The 20252-nt window shown below is 43.3% G+C and carries 16 protein-coding genes; 4 read left to right on the top strand and 12 right to left on the bottom strand.

The genetic code is table 11. The annotated features are described in order from the left end of the window. Positions 1-70: 70 nt before the first annotated feature. Both FPL17_RS02470 and FPL17_RS02465 read right to left on the bottom strand, forming a co-directional pair. On the bottom strand, positions 71-1519 hold the full coding sequence (locus FPL17_RS02470) for an NAD-dependent succinate-semialdehyde dehydrogenase (protein ID WP_159882981.1): 1449 nt from the start codon (positions 1517-1519) through the stop codon (positions 71-73). Next, positions 1516-2826 carry a 4-aminobutyrate--2-oxoglutarate transaminase gene (locus FPL17_RS02465; RefSeq protein WP_159882979.1) on the bottom strand — a complete coding sequence of 437 codons (1311 nt, stop codon included), beginning with the start codon at positions 2824-2826 and terminating at the stop codon, positions 1516-1518. Before FPL17_RS02465 ends, FPL17_RS02470 begins: the two co-directional genes overlap by 4 nt. Before the next feature lie 162 nt (positions 2827-2988). On the opposite strand from FPL17_RS02465, the gene pdxR reads away from it, so the two are divergent. After that, on the top strand, positions 2989-4497 hold the full coding sequence (gene pdxR, locus FPL17_RS02460; RefSeq protein ID WP_159882977.1) for a MocR-like pyridoxine biosynthesis transcription factor PdxR: 1509 nt from the start codon (positions 2989-2991) through the stop codon (positions 4495-4497). Between the two features lie 99 nt (positions 4498-4596). Here pdxR and FPL17_RS02455 read toward each other — a convergent pair whose 3' ends face one another. Next, positions 4597-5064: an Lrp/AsnC family transcriptional regulator gene (locus FPL17_RS02455; protein WP_151716139.1), complete on the bottom strand. Its 468-nt coding sequence runs from the start codon at positions 5062-5064 to the stop codon at positions 4597-4599. 120 nt (positions 5065-5184) lie between these two features. On the opposite strand from FPL17_RS02455, the gene FPL17_RS02450 reads away from it, so the two are divergent. Next, positions 5185-6045, top strand: coding sequence for an EamA family transporter (locus FPL17_RS02450; protein WP_159882975.1), 861 nt, complete (start codon positions 5185-5187; stop codon positions 6043-6045). 33 nt (positions 6046-6078) lie between these two features. On the opposite strand, the gene FPL17_RS02445 is transcribed toward FPL17_RS02450, so the two are convergent. From FPL17_RS02445 to aptA, 3 genes are all read right to left on the bottom strand, one after another. Then, a complete protein-coding gene (locus FPL17_RS02445; RefSeq protein ID WP_159882973.1) occupies positions 6079-7470 on the bottom strand; it encodes an amino acid permease in 1392 nt (463 codons plus the stop codon). Between the two features lie 100 nt (positions 7471-7570). Further along, entirely contained in the window at positions 7571-9133 is a 1563-nt protein-coding gene (locus tag FPL17_RS02440; RefSeq protein ID WP_159882971.1) for a CoA-acylating methylmalonate-semialdehyde dehydrogenase, read from the bottom strand. Positions 9134-9194: 61 nt separating this feature from the next. Next, entirely contained in the window at positions 9195-10577 is a 1383-nt protein-coding gene (gene aptA / locus FPL17_RS02435) for an omega-aminotransferase AptA (RefSeq protein WP_167515352.1), read from the bottom strand. Between the two features lie 96 nt (positions 10578-10673). On the opposite strand from aptA, the gene FPL17_RS02430 reads away from it, so the two are divergent. Beyond that, positions 10674-11594 carry a LysR family transcriptional regulator gene (locus tag FPL17_RS02430; protein WP_159882967.1) on the top strand — a complete coding sequence of 307 codons (921 nt, stop codon included), beginning with the start codon at positions 10674-10676 and terminating at the stop codon, positions 11592-11594. A 68-nt stretch (positions 11595-11662) separates the two neighbouring features. Here the strand turns inward: FPL17_RS02430 and FPL17_RS02425 are convergent, their stop codons facing one another. The 6 genes from FPL17_RS02425 to FPL17_RS02400 all read right to left on the bottom strand — a co-directional run bounded on the left by FPL17_RS02425 (position 11663) and on the right by FPL17_RS02400 (position 18925). Continuing rightward, the gene (locus FPL17_RS02425) at positions 11663-13030 is read right to left on the bottom strand and encodes an MFS transporter (protein WP_159882965.1); all 1368 of its coding nucleotides are present in this window, start codon (positions 13028-13030) and stop codon (positions 11663-11665) included. Positions 13031-13120: 90 nt separating this feature from the next. After that, on the bottom strand, positions 13121-14407 hold the full coding sequence (locus FPL17_RS02420; RefSeq protein ID WP_159882963.1) for a DcaP family trimeric outer membrane transporter: 1287 nt from the start codon (positions 14405-14407) through the stop codon (positions 13121-13123). A gap of 263 nt (positions 14408-14670) precedes the next feature. Then, positions 14671-15396 (bottom strand): SAM-dependent methyltransferase, encoded by a 726-nt coding sequence (locus tag FPL17_RS02415; RefSeq protein ID WP_159882961.1) that lies wholly within the window; start codon positions 15394-15396, stop codon positions 14671-14673. Positions 15397-15419: 23 nt separating this feature from the next. Further along, positions 15420-16412, bottom strand: coding sequence for a biotin synthase BioB (gene bioB / locus FPL17_RS02410; RefSeq protein ID WP_159882959.1), 993 nt, complete (start codon positions 16410-16412; stop codon positions 15420-15422). A gap of 87 nt (positions 16413-16499) precedes the next feature. After that, positions 16500-18194: an AMP-binding protein gene (locus FPL17_RS02405; RefSeq protein ID WP_159882957.1), complete on the bottom strand. Its 1695-nt coding sequence runs from the start codon at positions 18192-18194 to the stop codon at positions 16500-16502. A gap of 113 nt (positions 18195-18307) precedes the next feature. After that, complete coding sequence (locus tag FPL17_RS02400; RefSeq protein WP_005187203.1) at positions 18308-18925, bottom strand: TetR/AcrR family transcriptional regulator; 618 nt, start codon at positions 18923-18925, stop codon at positions 18308-18310. Between the two features lie 148 nt (positions 18926-19073). Between FPL17_RS02400 and FPL17_RS02395 the strand changes: the two genes are divergently transcribed. Then, on the top strand, positions 19074-20246 hold the full coding sequence (locus FPL17_RS02395) for an isovaleryl-CoA dehydrogenase (RefSeq protein ID WP_159882955.1): 1173 nt from the start codon (positions 19074-19076) through the stop codon (positions 20244-20246). The last annotated feature ends 6 nt before the right edge of the window (positions 20247-20252 follow it).

Here is a 20252-nt window from a genome sequence, read left to right as displayed (position 1 = left end):
TCAGTAAATGAATAAAAGCCCAAACTGCTGGGTCCAAGCAGTTTGGGCTTTTAACTGTTATCGTTACAGCTTAAGAAATATCAACACACATATATTTCAGTTCCAGATATTCCTCAATCCCAAATTGCGAACCTTCACGGCCTAAACCTGACTGTTTAATTCCACCAAAAGGTGCAACCTCATTGGAAATCAGTCCTGTATTTACACCCACCATACCATATTGCAGTGCTTCACCTACGCGCCATTGGCGTGCCGTATCTTTAGTGAAAATATAACTGGCCAAGCCAAATTCAGTGTCATTGGCCATCGCGATGGCTTCCGCTTCATCATTAAAACGGAACAAAGGTGCTAATGGACCAAAGGTTTCTTCTTTAGCAACCTTCATCTGCTGAGTAACGTCTCTTAAGATGGTTGGTTCAAAGAAAGTTTTCCCCAATGCATGCGGTTGACCACCCACAACAATCGATGCACCCTGACTCACCGCATCGGCAATATGCGATTGCACTTTTTCAACCGCATCTTGATCAATTAATGGGCCCTGATTCACGCCTTCTTCACGCCCATCACCGACACGAAGTTGCTGTTCAACTGCTACTTTTAAGCGCTCACAAATCGCATCATAAATTCCTGCCTGAACATAAATACGGTTGGCACAGACACAGGTTTGCCCGCTGTTACGGAACTTGCTGACCATGATCCCCTGTACAGCACGTTCAACATCTGCATCATCAAAAATAATGACTGGCGCATTGCCACCCAACTCTAAAGAAAGCTTTTTGATGGTTGGCGCACATTGTTTCATCAGAATACGACCAACATCGGTTGAACCTGTAAAGCTGAGTTTACGTACCGTATCACTTGCACATAAAGTTTGCCCGACTGCAACTGCATCACCACTGATTAAAATAAATAAATCAGCAGGTAAGCCAGCTTGCTCTGCCAGTACCGCTAAAGCATAAGCCGTTAATGGAGTCTGTTCCGCAGGTTTGACCAGCATCGAACAACCCGCAGCCAAAGCAGGTGCAATTTTTCGGGTGATCATCGCTGCCGGGAAATTCCACGGCGTAATCGCGGCTGTTACCCCTATCGCTTGCTTAAGTACAATCAAACGCTGTTGTGATTGAACAGGTGTTAACACTGAACCATCGACACGGCGCGCCTGTTCTGCAAACCAACGAATAAACGAGGCTGCATAAGCAATTTCACCACGTGCTTCAGCCAGTGATTTACCTTGCTCTGCGGTCAAAATTTGCGCCAAAATTTCGCGCTGCTCTAAAATCAACTGATACCATGCCAGTAGAATATCCGCACGGACTAAAGCCGTTTGCTGCTGCCACTGAGCTTGGGCAACTGCCGAGCGAGCAATCGCAGCTTCAACTTCGGCTTGGTCTGATGCTTTAACCCATGCCAAAGCTTGACCTGTAGCCGCATCATCAACCACGAAATAGTTCCCAGTCTGAGCTGCATCAAAACGAATGTCTGGATGCTTTAATAAGACCTGTAAATTTTTATCAATCATACTTCAGCCCCTGCAAACTGTTGTAATGCAGGTTGTTGTGCTGCAATTGCATCTTGGATAATCACCAAGGCTTGATTGAACTGAATCTCAGGAATCGTCAATGGATATAAGAAACGAATCACATTGCCATGCTTACCACAAGTTAAAAGCAATAAGCCCTGATCCATTGCATATTGCTGAATCGCTTTCGCCACTTCGGGTTTTGGCTGACATGTTGCATGATCACCAAACTCAACCGCGACCATCGAACCTAATGCACGAATATCGATGATATCGCTCGAATATTTCTGTGCTGCTTTGAGCATTGCAACTAATTCTTCACCGAGTACATTGGCACGTTGGCATAGCTGTTCTTCTTCAATCACCTCAATCACAGCAGTGGCCGCGGCAATGGCAAGTGGATTACCCGCATAAGTACCACCTAAACCACCTGGATTCGGTGCATCCATCACTTCTGCACGACCGACCACACCTGACAATGGAAAACCACCTCCCAAGCTTTTGGCCATAGTAATCAAATCCGCTTTTACAGGATAATGCTGCATTGCAAACAATTCTCCAGTACGCGCAAAACCGGTTTGCACTTCATCTGCAATTAAAAGAATACCGTGCTCATCACAAATCTTGCGCAGTTGCTGCATAAATTCAACTGGGGCAACATTGAAACCACCTTCACCTTGTACAGGCTCTAGCACAATTGCAGCCACATCATGTGCTGCAATATCTTCGCTAAAGATTTCCTCTAAACTAATCAGAGCATCCTTAACCGTAATGCCTTTAGAAGCAACTGGGTAACGTGCATGGAATACCCCGGCTGTCATCACACCAAAATCACGCTTATATGGTGCTGTTTTGCCTGTCATGGCCATGGTCATAAAAGTACGACCGTGGAAACCTCCACCAAAGGTAATAATGCCATGACGACCCGTTGCAGCGCGGGCAATCTTCACGGCATTCTCAACCGCTTCGGCACCCGTAGTAAAAAATGCGGTTTTGGCAGGACCATCAATTGGCGCACGTGCATTAATCCGCTCAGCCAAAGACACATAACTTTCATAAGGTACAATTTGATATGCTGTATGGGTAAATTTATTCAGTTGTTCCGAAACCGCGGCAATCACCTTTGGATGGCGATGCCCAGTATTTAAAACTGCTATTCCACCTGCGAAATCAATATATTCGTTGCCTTCCGTGTCCCACAAAGTCGCATTGCTGGCACGTTCAGCATACCATTGACACATCACGCCAACACCACGTGGAGTTGCTTGCTGTTTACGAGCATTTATTGCAATATGCTTTGCATCCATTTTGTTACCTCTGATACGACAAAAAAATAATCTTTTTGAGCATTAGAATTGCTTCATGGCAATGTATTGCTGAAACAATTCTAAAATGCGTTATAAGTACCTAATGTGTACCTTTTAAATGGAATAGACGAGAGCCACTTTTGGACTAAAGGAGAGAGCCAATTGCGTACCCTGTTAGGAGACTACCTGTTACAGCACTTACAACAGGCCAGCGAAGGTACCTTACCCGCTCGGGTTTTTAATTGTTTAAGGGATGCAATTTTAGAAGGTATTCTTGCGCCAAATACTCGTCTTCCAGCTTCACGTGATTTAGCAAATGAATTACATGTTTCGCGTAATACCGTACTCAATGCCTATGAGCAATTACGTGCCGAAGGTTATATTCAGGCACATACAGGTCGAGGTACTTGGGTATCAGAGACACTACCTGAAAGCTATATTCAGGTCAGCACAACACCAACCTATGCTGCTGCAACCAAAGAAGAAATAACACACACCCTATCTCATCGTGGGGCAAGTTTGCTGCAACATGCCGCTGCCTCCCCATATCAATGGGGCGCCTTTGTACCCGGTGCGCCTGATGTGACCGAATTTCCGCATGCTGAATTTAATCGGATCAAATCGCGTCTCAGTCGACAGCCTGAAATTGCCAATCTGATCTATAGCAATGCTGGGGGATGTATTGAATTACGCCATGCATTGGCGGATTATTTACGCATTGCTCGTTCAGTCAATTGTGAAACAGACCAGATTATTATTACTGAAGGCATCCATCAGGCGGTTGATCTAGTGTCACGTGCTTTATGTGATTTAAATGATCATGTCTGGATTGAAAATCCAGGCTATTGGGGTGCCAAGAATATTCTTCGTATCAATGGCTTAAATATTATTCCAATGCCTGTCGATGCCGAAGGCATTATCCCAGAAGAACATCCATCTACCCCACCGCGCCTGATCTTTGTCACCCCGTCTCATCAATATCCTTTAGGTTCACATCTCAGTTTAGCTCGACGTAGAAAATTGCTTGATTTGGCTAAACAGCATGGCAGCTGGATTATTGAAGATGATTACGACAGTGAGTTCCGTTTTTCAGGGCAGCCTTATCCATCCTTACAGGGTCTGGAAGACAATCCACCTGTGATTTATATTGGTACTTTTAGTAAAACCATCTATCCAGCCTTGCGTATTGGCTATATGGTGGTTCCGAAACAGTTGGTACAGCCCTTACGAACGATTTCAGCTGAACTGTATCGAGGCGGTCACTTACTGACTCAATGCGCCTTAGCAGAATTTATTCAGGAAGGACATTATGCAGCGCATATTCGCCGCATGCGTCTGCTGTATAGCAAAAGACGTAAATTTCTGATTGAACTGATTCATCGTTATCTGGGCGATGTGTTTGTACATGAGTTTAATCATGATGCGGGGCTGCATCTAGTACTCAAATTACCTGATCATGCCAATGATGTTGAAATATCTAAATTGGCACTTTCGCGCGGGGTCAATGTTCGTCCATTGTCGCAATATTATTCGGGTGTGGATACGCCAGTTCAACCAGGCTTATTGCTTGGCTTTGCCTGTGTTCAAGAACAAGACATGACTTTTGCCTTTAGTATTTTACGTCAATGTCTGATCGAAAATGGTATTGAGCTTTTTCCGCAGAACCGTTGATCACAGTAAAATAGCACTTGGTTTAGGAGATCTAGGCAACAGTCCTTGTATGGATTCACACCTCAACCAAGTGAAACTGAATCAGCAGTTCAATCCGAATTAAAAACAAAGATCTAAACTGACTTTGACCCGATCTAAAACAATTAAGGTTCGATAGGTTTTTACATCCTGATTATCTGCAAAATGCTTTCTTACGGAAACTTCAAAGTGAGATAAGTTATTGGAGATCATAATCATGATAAAAGACACACCGCCATTGACGAAATAACATTGCTGGATTTCTTCAACTGCCGCAAAGTATTGCTTTGCCCGATCCATCACCACTGAACGATCTTCGCTTAAACGGACCTCGATAATGGATGTGACTTTCTCTCCAAATCGCTTTGGATTCAGTACCGCACAATTCTTTTCAATAATGGCTTCCTGTTCCATTCGAACAATACGTCTCTGCACCGATGCCTGAGACAATCCGATCTGTTCAGAAATCTGCCGATGTGAAATTTTATTATCCTGCTGCAATATTCTTAAAATTGCATAATCAAAATGATCGAGTGAAAGTTCTACCATGAATTAATTCCTCATCTTTATTCGATAATAGAGTGAATTACTCATTTGTTTCAATCAATAAGCACTATTTAATCATCATTCTAGAACTAAAATCCCATAATCAATCCATTGGTCATCGACATGATTCAATCTGTGCAGAATAAACAAGAATTTGCCTTAGCTGCAGCATGCCTATCACTTGCCTCGGTACAAATTGGGGCTGCGATTGCCAAAACCCTATTTCCGATCTTTGGTGCCGAAGGGGTTGCGCTGATTCGTTTAAGTTTCTCGGCCCTGTTGTTGTGGATGATTTTCAAACCGTGGCGTACTTTCCATAGCGAGATGGATTGGAAAAATCTGATCATTTATGGGCTGATTCTGAGTTTAATGAATCTTATGATTTATAAGGCTTTTTCACATCTGTCGATTGGTATTGCTATTTCAATTGAAGTCTTGGGCCCACTCACCGTTGCAATTGTCATGTCAAAACAGAAACAGGATTTGCTTTGGGGTGTCTTATCATTTATCGGTCTGATGTTATTACCTTTGGGCAGTACCAATCAGAATTTCAGTTATATCGGCATGTTTTATGCGCTTGCCGCAGCATTATGTTGGGGCATGTATATCATTTACGGTACCAAAGTCGCCAAAGGCGGCAGCAATACGGTGGCGATAGGCATGTTGGTGGCCACTCTATTTGCGCTGCCCTTTGGTATCTCTGATCTGACTCAGCTATTTCAGTCTTATTGGATTTTGCTGCTCTGTGTTTTGGTATCGCTACTTTCCAGTACCCTTCCGTTCTTGCTGGATATTTTTGCAATGAAAAAGCTCGAACCGAAAGTGTTTGGAATTTTACTAAGTGCCTCTCCTGCGGTCAGTGCCCTTGCCGGTTGGCTGATCTTAAATGAACATCTCAACCCGTATCAAATCACAGGGATTGCTATCATCATGCTCTCCTGTGCGGGTTGCTCCTATTTCTCCTATAAAAACAATAAGGCCTAAACTTTAAAGCTTAGGCCTTATCATGATGTTCGATCAGTCTAAGTGCAATGCTACTGTTCGACTACTTTTCTTCTTTCGGGTCACAATCAGTCCACAAATCACCACCAGAGAAGTGACACTTAAAGATAAAGTGGTTTCATAGCTATATTGAGGTGACAGGAACATATAGCCCAGTACGCTCATAATCACCACAATCACAAACCAAGTCAGCCATGGAAATAACCACATTTTAAAAGGCACAGCAGCGCCAACTTTGTCTAATTTGGTTCGCAACCGTAGTTGTGAAACGGCAATGACTAAGTAAACTACCAGCGCAATTGAGCCTGTGGTCGACAGTAGAAATCCAAATACTTGTCCGGGAAATAAATAATTCACTGCACAACAAATCAATCCAATCAATGTTGATGCAAATACCGCGATGGTTGGCACACCTGCTGCATTAATTTTCGTGACCATTTTTGGCGCTTCTTGACGAGCCCCTAAAGCAAATAACATGCGTGAAGAGGTATAGACAGCCGCATTCATACAGCTCGCCACGGCAATAAATACCACAGTGTCCATAATTAACTTGGTTTGAGGAATATTCAGACTGACCAAAACATACTGAAAAGTACCCAATTTTTGTAAATCAGGTGAACGCCAATCAACCAAGGCAACCGCGAGGAAAATCGAAACCACGAAGAATAAGATAATCCGATACAGGACTAAATTGGTCGCTCGTTTGATTTTCTCTTCAGGATTTTTAGACTCCGCCGCAGCAATCGAAAGAATTTCAATGCCAAAGAAGGAAAATGCCGAGATCAAAATTGCAGATAGCACACCGCCCATACCATGTGGCATAAAACCGCCATTTGAAAAAAGATTGCCCACACCACTGACATCTTTGGCTAAAGGCCACAGTCCAAATACGGCAGATGCACCAATCACAATAAATACAAGGATCGCAATCACTTTAATCAGTGCAAACCAAAACTCAAACTCGCCAAAACTTTTGGTGCTAAAGAAGTTTGCCAAACTCAGCAGAATAATAAATGCAAAGGCGTAAATGGCACTGGATACCTGTGGAAACCAAGCATGCAAAATTTCGGCACCTGCAATGGCTTCAATTGGAATCACCAAAACCCAGAACCACCAATACAGCCAGCCCACACTAAAACCCGCCCAAGGGCCAATTGCTTTACGGGCATACGTTGAAAATGAACCTGTGTCAGGCTGTGCAACGGCCATTTCACCGAGCATACGCATGACCAGAAAAACTAAAATGCTTGTAATAATATAAGCCAATACAGCAGCTGGGCCTGCTTTGGCAATGGCAGCAGATGAGCCGACAAATAAACCTGCACCAATCACACCACCAATACTGATCATGGTGATATGGCGATTCGAAAGTCCTTCACCTAATTTTGTTGTTTTTGCACTATTCATATTTTATTCCTTAAAAATACGTCTCGAAAAACCGTTAATTACATGTTTAAATTCCTATAAAATAAAAAGGGAAAACCAATGGTCTCCCCTCGAGCAAAAATTAATTTAAAGTAGGCATAGCAAATTGTTTCGCCTCACGAATTTGTGCAGATGGCCAACGTTGGGTGATGGTTTTACGACGGGTATAAAAACGCACGCCATCTGGCCCATAGGCATATAAATCACCAAACAGTGAACGCTTCCAGCCGCCAAAACTGTGATAGGCAACAGGGACTGGTAAAGGCACATTGATCCCGACCATACCGACTTGAATATGACTGCTAAAATAACGTGCAGCCTCACCATCGCGGGTATAAATACAGGTGCCATTGCCATATTCATGGTCATTGATCAACTGCATGGCTTCCTGCATGGTATCCACCCGCATCACTTGCAATACAGGCCCAAAAATTTCTTGCTGATAGCTGGTCATCTCTGCTGAAATTTGATCAATCAGGGTCGGCCCGACAAAGAATCCATGCTCATAACCGACGGGTTTGGCGTCACGTCCATCCACCACAATTTTTGCACCTTGCTGTTCTGCACTTTGAATATAGGCTTGTACCTTATCTTTATGCATTTGCGTGATCAGCGGTCCGAAATCATTATTACTATCGGCATAATATCCAAACTTCAACTTTTGCATTTCTTGCTTAAGCTTTGTAATCACCACATCAGCCACTTCATCTCCGACTGCCACCGCAACCGAAAGTGCCATACAACGTTCGCCAGATGAACCAAAGGCTGCGCCTAATAAGGATGTGACTACATTATCAATATCGGCATCGGGCATGATAATGGCATGGTTTTTCGCCCCACCTAGGGCCTGACAGCGTTTTCCAGTCGAGGTGGCAGTTCGATAAATATATTCTGCAATTGGCGTTGATCCCACGAAACTGATGGCTTGGATTTTAGGATGATGCAGTAAAGCATCCACCGCACCTTTATCACCATTGACCACATTAAACACACCATATGGCAAGCCGGCCTGTTTCAATAATTCAGCCAAAAATAACACCACAGAAGGTGCTTTTTCTGAAGGTTTTAATACAAAACAGTTCCCGCAAACCAATGCCATCGGGAACATCCACAACGGCACCATTGCAGGGAAGTTAAATGGCGTTATTCCAGCGACCACACCTAAAGGTTGGAATTCACTCCAAGAATCGATATCTGGACCAACATTTTTTGAGTACTCACCTTTGAGTAGCTCTGGTGCACCACAAGCGTATTCTACATTTTCAATACCACGCTGTAATTCACCTTGCGCATCATGAGAAATTTTGCCATGTTCCTGCCCAATTAATTCGCAGATTTTCCCAGCATTTTCTTCCAGCAACTGCTTGAACTTAAACATCACCCGAGCACGTTTAATCACAGGTGTATCACGCCATGCTGGAAATGCTCGCTCGGCAGCCTGAATGGCTTCATTTACTGTTTGCTGATCTGCGATTTCAACAAATTTACTCACCTCACCTGTAGCAGGATTATAAACAGGCTGCCTTTTGCTAGTTTTGGACACTACTTTTCCATTTATAAAATGTCCAATCACCTGAGTGGTTGATGTTTGAGCTGAATCCGTATTGCTGAATGCATTGGCATTAAAATGTTCTAAATTATTCATCTGTATTCCTTGTCTCTGTGTATTATTTTCCGTTTGCTTTTGGCGGGTACTCAGCCAAGCTTTATTTCACTTGGTAAAGGGTTTCCCCCACAGCATTGATCAACCGTGATAATTGCGCTTCGGTGCTATTGAACATTGGACCAAACTGAATGGTGTCTCCGCCAAAACGCACATAGAAACCGGCTTTCCACAACTTCATGCCAATTTCAAATCCACGAATGGTGGCATCGCCATCTCGTGGCACAAGCTGTAATGCCCCAATCAAACCGCAATTGCGAATATCAATCACATTCGGTGCACCTTTTAACTCATGTATCAGCTTTTCAAAACTTGGAGCCAAAGTCGCTGATTGAGTGATCAGGTTTTGATTTTCCAATACATCTAAAGTGGCTAAAGCAGCGGCACAGGCAACGGGGTGCCCTGAATAGGTATAGCCGTGGGTAAATTCAACCACATGTTCAGGCAAGTCTTGTTGCATAAAGGCATCATAGATTTCGCGACTTGCGACAACGCCGCCTAATGGAATGGCACCATTGGTAATTTGTTTGGCAAACGTCAGCAGATCAGGTGTTACATCGAAATATTCAGCCGCTGTCCATGTGCCCATGCGGCCAAAGCCCGTAATCACCTCATCAAAGATCAGCAGGATATTGTGTTGATCACAGATTTCTCGCAGGCGTTTTAAATAACCTGTCGGTGGTACAATACAGCCTGCTGAGCCAGAAACTGGTTCGATGATTACAGCAGCAATATTCGATGCATCATGCAATTCAATCAATTTGAGCATTTCATTCGCCAGCTCAACCCCACCCGTTTCGGCACAGCCTTTGGTAAAACTTAGATGCGCTTGCAAGGTATGAGGTAAATGGTCTACATCCATCAATTGACCGAACATTTTACGGTTGCCACCAATACCCCCTAGGCTTGTGCCTGCCACGTTAACACCATGATAGCCACGGGCACGCCCAATCAATTTGGTTTTGCTCGGTTGACCTTTAATCCGCCAATAGGCTCTTGCCATTTTAATCGCAGTATCTGCTGACTCAGAACCCGAATCGGTAAAAAATACATGCTGTAATTTTTCAGGCATGTGCTGCACAATTTTTTCAGCCAATTGAAAAGACAATGGGTGTCCAAATTGGAAGGCTGGTGAATAATCCAGTTTTGCCAATTGACGAGTTACGGCTTGCTGGATTTCAGGCACGCTATGCCCTGCACCGCAAGTCCATAATCCTGACAATGAGTCATAAATCTCACGCCCTGCACTGTCGATTAAAGATGAGCCTTTGGCAGCCACGATGATGCGTGGATCTTGATGAAAGTTACGATTGGCGGTAAACGGCATCCAATGCGCTTGATAATTTAACTTCATAGCAACGTCTGACGGACTGGCTTCCAATACATCATCACGGTCATTTGTGGTGTCGATATCAAACATAATCACTCTTCTTGTTTTGGACTTATGTTTGGAGTGTACAGCGCGTTATAGTTTTGATAAATTCAAATTGTCTTGAGTTTAGATATAAAAAAGCAAAACTAAATGAAGCCTAAAAAATTAAATCAAGTGACTGATTTTGATATAAAACTGCTTAAAATTTTTAAAACGGTGTGTGACTGCCACAGCTTTAGCGCTGCTGAAAGCCTACTTGGCATCAGTCGTTCTGCGATTAGTCTGCATATGAGTGATCTGGAAAATCGGCTCGGTATTCGACTCTGCCAGCGTGGTCGAGCGGGCTTTGCCCTGACCGATGAAGGTCGTGAAATTCTGGAATATATTGAAGTGTTGAATGCTTCGATTGAAGACTTTCGAGCCAAAATCAATCAAATGCATAATCAGCTCAAAGGTGAATTTAATATTGGGATTATTAATAATTTAGTCACCATGCCCAGCGCCTATATCACCAATACCCTTGCGCTATTGGCTGAAGAAAATCCTGAGGTGGTGATTAACATCAGTATGAGTACCCTGTCTGATATTGAATGTCGTGTCTTGGACAGTCGCTTACATGTCGGTGCCATCCCTCTAGTGACCCCATTATCTGGCTTAGATTATTTTGATTTATATAGCGAAAAGTCTTTGCTCTACTGCGGTAAAAATCACCCTCTATTTCAACATTTAGGTGGCTTCCACACTGCGGATTTAAAAAACTGGCAAGCGGTATTGCCCAATTATACAACGACAGCAGAGGCGGCAAAATTACACCAACTGCTCGATTGCTCGGCCACAGCCAGTGACCGGGAAGGCATCGCCTTTCTGATCTTAACAGGTAAGTTTCTCGGTTTTTTACCCGATCATTATGCGAGGAAATGGGTGCAAGATGGCTTTATGCAACCGATTTTACAGGATGTGATGCATTACAGTACCCCGATCTGTCTGATCACCCATAAAGGCAAAAACTACAATATGATTTTAAAAACCTTTATGGATATCCTGAAAACCAGAATCATGCCTCTGGCTTAACTCAGAGTAAAATACAAAAGTCGATGAATTGGGCTCATCGACTTTGTTTTGTTAATCATGCTGCATTGCTATGCTTCACCTGTTTCAGCGATGTTTGTCGCTGGATTGACTGTGCTTTTACTTCCACTGTCTGACTCATGCCGTTTCAGTACCAGTACCGCAAAAATCGCAATAATGGCAGGGATGGCAATCATCACAAAGTTCAGCTTATGTGGTAGACCTAAGGTCAGCAGCATCCCTGTTAAAATTGGCCCGACAATAGCACCAATTCGCCCAACTGCAGATGCACAGCCAATCCCTGTCGAGCGCACACTCAATGGATAAAATTGCGCGACATAACTATATAAAAGGATTGAAGTACCAATAGTTGCAGCACCCGCAATCGTCACCAAACCATATAAAATATAGGCTGGCGAGTTATAACCGAGTCCGACCAAGGCAAAGACTCCTGCCACAAACATGGTTAAAATCACAGGCTTTAAGTGGAATTTATCTGACAGTATCCCACCAAAAATTGCCCCAATCATGGCCCCGACATTCAGCGCCAATAGGAATAGAATACTTTTACCCAATGAATAACCCGCTGCCAGCATCAGTTTCGGCAGCCAACTACTCAATGCATAAACCATCAACAAGCACATAAAGAATAACAGCCAGAACATCAAGGTACTTAAAGCACGCCCATGTTGAAATAAGGCTTTGGCAGAACTGCCTGTTTCCAGATGATCGTCATTCAAGCATAAGCGCGTCTCACTGCTTAATGCCTGTTCTGGTGCAATTTTTTGAATGATGGCATGGGCTTGTTCAGTCTTACCGCTTTTCACTAAAAAAGTCAGTGACTCAGGTAAAAACTTCCATAAAATCGGTAACAACAACAATGGAATGCCGGCAATCAAAAACATGATTTGCCAGCCTTGGCTCTCGACTAAATAACTGCCCAACAATGCCGAAATAATTCCACCAATGGCATAGCCACTAAACATGCTCCCGACCAAGGTACTGCGTATCCGTTTCGGTGCATATTCAGAGGTTAACGCCACCAGATTCGGCATAACCCCACCAATGCCTAAACCGGCTAAAAATCTTAAAATCCCAAACTCAAAAGGTGTCGATGCAAATGCACCCCAAAAGGTAAAACCACTAAAAAAGGTCACACAAATCAAGATCACATTTTTACGACCGATTTTATCTGCCAACGCCCCGAATAGCATGGCTCCAAACATCATTCCACATAAAGCAGTACTGGCCAACATACCCGCCTGTACCGCGGTGAGTGACCACTCCTGCATCAAGACAGGCAAAACCACACCATAAATAACCAGATCATAACCGTCAAAAATAATAATCAGTAAGCACCAAAGCAAAATGCTCCAGTGAAAAGGGGTAAATTTTGCTTGGTCAATAATTGCATTGACATTCAACGTCGATGTTGCCATTTAATCATCTCCTCTATGAGATAAATTCTTGTTCATTTTTAAAACGACATACTGCACCCTAAAGAAAAAAAAGATTATTCAAGGTCTTGATTAAAAATCGTAACTCGCCATCATATTGAAGCGGTTATCGATCCCGTTACGACCATCAAAGGTTTCACGCTCGCCATAGACATACTCCACGCCCAAGGTAATCGGTTTATACGGGTTGTACATGGCATTGATCCAACCCTGCCAAAGTTCCTTGTTTTGAGTTGCATTATTTTTTTGAATTTCAGCGAAAGTATTGTCATCCTTGGCTTTCATATAGCCATAGCCCAAGGTTGAGCGAAGCTTCGAATTAAACTGATGGGTTAGACCTGCTGAAATGGTGTCGAATTCATTGCTCTGAATATGATTTTTATCATCAATTACATAGCTGTTATTGGTCCAAAGTAGGAAGCGGCCATCACCTTTGACATGGTAATAATCAGCTTTTAAGAAGGTTTGTGGTGTCAGCTGATATTTACCACCGAGACCTACGCCCCATGCCCATTCTTCGTCATTGCTGGTTTTTTTCTCGGCCATAAAAGTACGACCTGACAACAGTGAACCATTGGCAAATTTATGGTTCAACCGCCCAACTAAAGCAGGCAAACGCATTTCATTATCAGGGTCAGAGGTTGCGGTATATTTAGGATCTTCAATCGCGACAGCAAAACTGGTATTGGCTGATAAATTATCGCTATAACGTACCAAAGGTGACCGTTGTAATGCTCCACCGACATAGGTTCCCGCATCAATGGTTTCTGGATAATATTCAGGCGCAATAAAGGTTGACCAAGTCTGACCAATCAACCATTTATCAAAAGTTAAATAGGCATGACGAATACGGAATTGATCACGAGTGCTACCCCCAAAGAAATCCATTTCCAGCTTGCCACCAACATCACCTGCTGCCGTCGGTGTTTTAAAATTTAAGCCCAAACGGGTGACATTGACGGTTGAATGCAAGCGGTCTTTTTGTTGAGCTTCCTCGGCAGTATGTTCCAGCGGTACGCCACTGATATTGTTATACATGGTCGATGCACCCTTGGCCTGATAAGAGGCATCAGCACGGAGATAACCATATAAATTGACTTCAGCTCCGCCTTTGCTAATATTCAGTTTTGGAGCTTGTGCTTCGGTCAGCTGTGGCGTAGCAGCAACCGCGACTTGAGGCGTCGACTGTGTTTGAGCAGGTTGTTTTACATACTGTTGCAGCATGGCGCGCAACTCTTGAACTTCTTGTCTGAGTTGTGCAATTTCAGCACTTTCAGTTCCCGAATAAGCAGAGGACATGGCCGTTAAAACTGCCGTTGCCAATATGCTTTTTTGTACCGTTAAAATAAACTTTTTCATTAAAATCAATTTCCTTTTCGGCTGATCTTAAAACTCGTTTTAAGATCATTCTTGTTTGTGTTTTTCCTTTGTCGTACAGATGTACCACAGCACATTTTTTATTCTAAAAATTCAAACCATTGATTTATTGAGATTTCACCTCCTATGTAAGTGAATAGCCACTTTTTTTAAAGACAACAGAACCTTGCAGCGGCAATTTCCGCCACTGTCAAAAACATCGGTTAGAAGCTAAAAATTAAGTTGCTGTTTTAATATTGAATTCCTTATTGAGTGAAAACAGCCTTGCCAGAAAGTTCCGAGGTCAAAATATCCTCCTGTTTTTTCTGAGCAATCAGTCCCTGATAAGTTAAAACTTGGCTAAAACCTTGCACCTGTTCAAAACCAGTGCTGTAAAGGAGTTGCTGATAAGCGGCAAAAGTGAGCGTGAAAAAGTCGTGCCCCAAACGCTCCATCATGGCTTGACTCTGCTCGACACTCAGACCATTGCTCTGACACAGCAGTGGCAATGCTTTCAATTGTTGAGTATCTTCACAGGCCATCAGGTCGTAGGTCATGAGCAATCCATCCGCTTTTAATCGCTGTGATATTTCAGCAAAGAAACTCGGTTTAAGCGCATGCGGCACAAAATGCGCAACTAAAATAGACAAGGCCGCATCAAATTTTGGCTGTGTAGACAATGCAGCTGTTTCACCATGAATAAATTGCACTCGTTCGGACTGACCCAGTGCCTGAATCAGGGCTTGTGCTTTCTGCAACATACTCAAAGAAGGATCAACAGCCGTAAAACGCCAAGTCGGATGCCGTTTCAATAAATATTCAAGCTCATAGCCTGTGCCGCAACCAACAATTAAAATCTCTGCGTCTGCACTTAAAGCGGATTGTAAAATCGCATCCACTTGTTGATGCATCAGCTCATAACCTGGAATCAGACGACGGATATGATCGTCATAGCGTTCCACCACTTTTTGACTGTTAAAATCTTTCGCCATTTGATCCTCTATTTTTAAAAGCCTTAAACGGTCAGCATTGCATCAACTGATAACTGCTTTATAGAAGGTTTACTCGCTTCGATACTTAAGCCCAATTTTTGAAATAAGGCTTGGTCACGATTTTCACCTGCATTGGCGGTGGTTAACAGCTTTTCACCTGAGAAGATAGAATTGGCACCTGCCATAAATGCCAGAGCTTGATCTGAATCGGTCAATGCTTCACGGCCTGCAGAGAGTCGAATGTAACTTTGCGGCATGATTAATCGTGCCACCGCAATGGTCCGAATCCATTCAATCACATCCAGTTTTTCTACTTGAGCCAATGGAGTCCCTTCTATCGGCACCAGCATATTGATCGGTACAGACTCGGGATGTAGCGGCAAAGTTGCTAACTCGTGTAAAAGACCAATCCGATCCTCTCGGCTTTCACCTAAACCGACAATCCCACCGCTACACACTTTCAAGCCTGCCTGTCGAACATGGTCTAGTGTATCCAGTCGATCATCAAAGGTTCGGGTGCTGATAATGTGGGAATAATATTCCCGCGAGGTATCCAGATTATGGTTGTAATAATCCAGACCAGCATCTTTTAAACGCTCCGCCTGAGAGGCATTCAACATACCCAAGGTCATACAGGTTTCCAGTCCTAAGGCTTTGACCTCACGCACCATGTCCAGTACATAAGGCATATCGCGCTCATGCGGATTGCGCCATGCAGCACCCATACAAAACCGAGATGTGCCTGAGGCTTTGGATTTTTGTGCCTCTTGAATGACTTTCTCGACGGCAATACGTTTTTCTGCTTCCAGCTTTGAATCATAACGCGCTGATTGCGAACAGTACTTACAATCTTCTGGGCATTTGCCAGTCTTAATAGAGAGCAAAGTACTGACCTGAATCGTATTCGCAGCAAAATATTGTCGGTGCAACTGCTGTGACTGAAACAGCAAATCTAATAAAGGCTGCTCATATAACGCCTGTATTTCTGCACGTGACCAATCATTTCTAATCTTCATTTCTTGATCCTGACATCCTATGCTTAGATAACAACCACGACATCAAAGCTCCTCCTCAGTCGCAATGCACAAAGGAGGAATACGGTTTTAATCAAAAATTTCAGCAGTCAAATTCAGCTCTGCCCGCATAATCTCCTGCAATTTAAATTTCTGTGCTTTGCCTGAGGCCGTCATTGGGAACTCAGCAAAAAACTTAACGTAACGTGGCACTTTATTATGTGAAATATGCTCTTTGCAGAAACTGCGGATACTGTCTTCATTGCTTTGATGATGTTCATGCAAAATAATACATGCACAAAGTTCTTCGCCATAACGCATGTCGGGTAGACCAATCACTTGCACATCACAGACATCGGGATGGGTATATAAAAAGTCTTCGATTTCTTTAGGAAACAGGTTTTCACCCCCACGAATCACCACATCTTTAATTCGACCTTTGATTTTGACAAAGCCTTCACTGTCCATTTCAGCAATATCACCCGTATGCATCCAGCCCGCTGCGTCGATCACTTCTTTGGTTTTTTCAGGCTCATCCCAATACCCCGCCATGACCGAATAACCACGTACGCAAAGTTCACCGAGTGTGCCTTGCGGCACAATTTCGCCTTCTAAATCGACAATTTTGACTTCCAAATGTGGATGAACATGACCAACCGTACTAACGCGTTTATCAATTGAATCATCAATATAACTCTGCACGCTGACTGGGGAGGTTTCGGTCATGCCATAACAGATGGTGATTTCTGACATATGCATGCGGTCAATCACACGCTGCATGATTTCTCTAGGACATGGGCTGCCTGCCATAATGCCCGTTCTTAAACTGCTCAAATCAAATTCTGCAAATTGCTCGTGTTCCAAAATGGCAATAAACATGGTCGGCACACCATAGGCCGCCGTACATTTTTCCTGCTCAATGGTTTTTAAGCTTTCCAACGGATTAAACACGGACGCAGGATAAACCATGGTAGCACCATGGGTGATACAGGCCAGATTGCCCATCACCATGCCAAAACAATGGAATAAAGGCACCGAGATACAGACTCGATCTTGGGGGGCTAAGCCAATCCCTTCACCAACAAAATAACCATTATTCAGGATGTTATGATGCGTCAACATGGTTCCTTTCGGGTTACCTGTGGTTCCTGAGGTAAATTGGATATTAATGGTTTCATCAAACTGCAATTGCTTGGCTAAGCGTTGTAATTCATCGAGCTGAGATTGATTTGGGGTTTCAAGCAAATCACTAAAACGATGGATGCCTATATGCTGTTGCTCATCAATTTTAATGACATATTTTAAATGCGGTAACCGAGCTGCATTCAATACCTTATCAGTACTGGATGCCAATTCTGGGGCAATCTTACTCAGCAATTCTTGATAATCTGTGGTCTTGAATTGTGAAGCGATAACTAAGCCTTTGCAGGAGACTTTATTGAGTACATATTCCAGTTCATGACTCTTATAGGCAGTATTTAGATTCACCAAAATAATGCCTGCTTTAAATGCAGCAAATTGGGTCACAGTCCATTCCACACAATTCGGCGACCAGATCGCCAAGCGATCCCCTTTTTTCAAACCCAGCTTGAGCAGACTACAGGCAAATGCATTCACTTCATGCTGTAGTTCTTTGTAGCTTAAGCGCCGGTTCTGATGTGAACTGACAATCGCCTCTTGCTCAGCATATTGCTGGCAGACTTGATCAAATTTATCTCCAATCGTCATCCCCAACAGGGGCTGTGAACTGGTTCCAGAGGCATAGCTTAACCGTACATGTTGCATTGAATCATTCTCCTTGATTCTTTTTTAATTCTGTTCTTACCTGATCTAATTGTTGTAACTGCAACTATTCTTCAAACTGCCTGTTGTTGTGATGTTAAACCGTTTTGTCTGCCCTACTTTTTCTGTACTGCATCCACACAAAAGTCAGCAATCTGTTTGGAAAAATAGTCTTTGTGCGCATGATCAAACTTGGTATTTTGTGCTGGATCCAACGGTTCAACCACCACATAAGTCATTGCCCCGACCACACACATGGCGGTTGTGTTTAGGTCATCCAAAACAAACTCACCACTTGCATTTCCATCTGCAAGGATTTTTTTAATACTTTGTTTAATCAACTGCTTTACCCGAAAACGCTCATGTTCAACGCTTGAATCCACGGGTTCAAACATGAGTGAATATGCCAGCTGCGGACTGTTCAAGGCCCGTTTTACAAAGGTCGCGACTGCCTTGTGCAATTTTTGTTGTGCGGTCAGATCACTTTCTGTGATGGCATCAATCACCAACAGTTCGGTATTGATGGCTTCTGACAAGACCTCAATTAACACCTGACTTTTATTGTCAAAGTAGCGATAAACCAGACCACTTGAGACCCCTGCTTGCTCAGCAATGGTTTGTATCTGTGCGTCTTTGAACCCTCCCTCTGAAATTAATTTTCTGGCTGAACTCAAAATCGATTTACGATTTTGCTCCATCCGCTCCTGCATTAAAGTTGATCGTTTATAGCTCATAAATTTTATTCTCTAACAAATAAAGTGAATTGTAAATCATTTTATGAATCACTATTCACTTTTTTAAAAATTCATTGTAAGGTAGTTCCTAAGCACACACAACAACGCTTAATGGAACAACAAATATAATCACTGGGATGACAACATAATGAACCTACGTAGCTTGAACTTTGGTCTGGATGAAACGTTAATTGCTCTACAAGATTCGGTTGCTGCATTTTGTGCAAAGGAAATTGCACCTATTGCACAACAAGTCGATCAGGACAATGTCTTCCCTGCTCATCTCTGGAAAAAGTTTGGAGATATGGGATTGATGGGCTTAACCGTTTCTGAAGAATATGGTGGCACCAATCTAGGTTATCTGGCACATATCATCGTGTTGCAAGAAATTTCGCGTGCATCCGCCTCTATTGGTCTTTCTTATGGTGCGCATTCTAACTTGTGTATTAACCAGATTAACCGTAACGGCAGTGAGCAACAAAAGCAGAAATATTTACCTAAGCTGATTTCAGGTGACTTTGTCGGTGCTTTGGCGATGTCTGAACCCAACGCAGGTTCGGATGTGGTCAGTATGAAACTGCGTGCTGAACAAAAAGGCGATCACTTTGTTATCAATGGTTCAAAAATGTGGATCACCAATGGCGGTGATGCTGATGTATTGGTGGTGTATGCCAAAACTGATCCACATGCAGGTGCCAAAGGCATGACTGCCTTCCTAATCGAAAAAGACATGCCCGGCTTTAGTCATGGTAAGCATTTAGAAAAACTCGGGATGCGTGGCTCTAATACCTATCCGCTATTTTTTGACAATGTAGAAGTACCTGCCGAAAACGTACTTGGGGGTGTTGGCAACGGAGCCAAAGTTCTAATGAGTGGTCTGGACTATGAACGTGCAGTTTTAAGTGCTGGCCCTTTAGGCATTATGGATGCCTGTCTGGATGTGGTGATTCCCTACCTGCATGAACGTGAACAATTCGGTCAGGCCTTGGGTGAATTTCAATTGATGCAAGGCAAACTGGCGGATATGTATTCCACTTGGCTGGCTTGTAAAGCCTTGGTCTATGCGGTTGGCGCGGCCTGTGACAAAGCCGACCATGATCGTAGCTTACGTAAAGATGCGGCCAGTGCAATCCTATATGCAGCAGAAAAAGCCACGTGGATGGCGGGTGAAACCATTCAAACGCTCGGTGGTAATGGTTATATCAATGAATTTTCGGCTGGTCGTTTATGGCGTGATGCCAAACTTTATGAAATTGGTGCAGGAACTTCGGAAATTCGCCGCATGCTGATTGGCCGCGAACTGTTTAATGAAACCAAATAATAACCA

This window comes from Acinetobacter dispersus, assembly GCF_009884975.1.
In the GTDB taxonomy this organism is placed as follows: Bacteria; Pseudomonadota; Gammaproteobacteria; order Pseudomonadales; family Moraxellaceae; genus Acinetobacter; species Acinetobacter dispersus.
This window is presented reverse-complemented; position numbering and strand designations above follow the sequence as displayed.